This is a genomic window from Micromonospora sp. DT4 (genome assembly GCF_049841675.1).
Classification (GTDB): domain Bacteria; phylum Actinomycetota; class Actinomycetes; order Mycobacteriales; family Micromonosporaceae; genus Micromonospora.
In genome coordinates this window covers 1-1333 of record NZ_JBNCKT010000285.1, presented here as the reverse complement: position 1 = coordinate 1333, position 1333 = coordinate 1, and the positions used below count along the sequence as shown (strand labels likewise).

1 protein-coding gene is annotated in these 1333 nt (G+C 66.4%); it reads right to left on the bottom strand.

Annotated features, from left to right (window positions below; all coding sequences use genetic code 11):
- Positions 1–16 precede the first annotated feature (16 nt).
- Entirely contained in the window at positions 17–1261 is a 1245-nt protein-coding gene (locus ACLQ24_RS29655) for an ISAzo13 family transposase (RefSeq protein ID WP_425895039.1), read from the bottom strand.
- Between the last annotated feature and the right edge of the window lie 72 nt (positions 1262–1333).

Sequence of the window (1333 nt, the reverse complement as noted above, 5' to 3'; positions counted from 1 at the left end):
AGGGCCCGTGCGAGATTTACTTGGTCGATTTCAGGTTGGATGTCTTGTTCAGTGGGATTTCCGGGGTCGGTCCAGGGTGGATCGTGTAGTTCCACTCGCCGTGGAACTGGTGGCGGGTAAGGGGAACCGCCTTGATCTGCTTGTCGCTGACCTTCATGCCGGTGGGGTAGGTGCCCGGGTCGAGGACTGCCTCGACGGTGAGCCCGGTCTCGGTGGTGGTGGCCGCGATGGTCTCGACGATGACCTGATAGTCGGTCAACGGCCGGCCCCGCCAGTTGATGGAGATGAACGAGAAGAGCCGGTGCTCTACCTTGTTCCACTTGCTCGTGCCGGGCGGGAAATGGCAGACCGTGATGTCCAGGCCGGTCTCGGCTGCCAGCTTGCCCAACTCGACCTTGAACGCCCGCAGCCGGTAGCCGTTGGAGCCACCCCCGTCGGCGGTGAGCATCAGCCGCCGTGCGTTCGGGTAGCGGGTGCGACCCACCCGCTGCCACCAGGTGCGCAGCGCGTTGACGGCGAAGGGCGCGGTGTCGTGGTCGACACCCACCGACACGAACCCGGAGTCGGCGCCGATGTCGTAGACGCCGTACGGGATCGCTTTGGGCACCCCGGCCGGGAAGTCGTGTCCGTTGACCTGCACCGGCTGCCCCTTCGGCTGCCACTCCCGACCCCGGTTGGCGTACTCGCCGACCAGTTCCTTCTTCTTCGCGTCCATCGACACCACCGGATCGCCGGCCGCGAGGAACTCCTGCGCGGTGGCGTTGATGTGGCAGAACTGGGCGTCGCGGTCCGGGTGCTGGGCGCCCTCCTTGGTCTTGAACGTCGCCTGCAACCGGTAGCCCGCCTGCTTGAGTAACCGGGCAACGGTCGTCCTGCTCACCGTGAACCCCTTGGCGTACAGGCCCTTCACCAACTGGGACAGCGACTTCGTCGTCCACTTCAACGGCGATTGCGGATCGCCACGCGTGCCCGGCCCGACCAGATCGTCCAACGCCGCCTCGATACCCGGCTGGACCTCCTCGATCGCCGGACGACCCGCCCCCGGCGCCCGAACCCGCCCATCCGGACGCACACCAGCCCGGATCTCGGCCACCCCCGCCTGCACCGTCGTGCGTGACGCACCCGACAGCCGGGCCACCAACCCGATCCCACCCCAGCCGATCGCCTCGGCCTCGCAGCCCAGGTACAACCGCCACTGCCTCTCATCCAGATGCGGTCGTATCGTTACGAACTTCTCCGCCAACGCCTCTTCAGCGATCACACCCGAACCAACGACTCACCGGGTCACCGGGTCACAGTGGAACTACAACCATGTAATTCACGGACGGCCCCT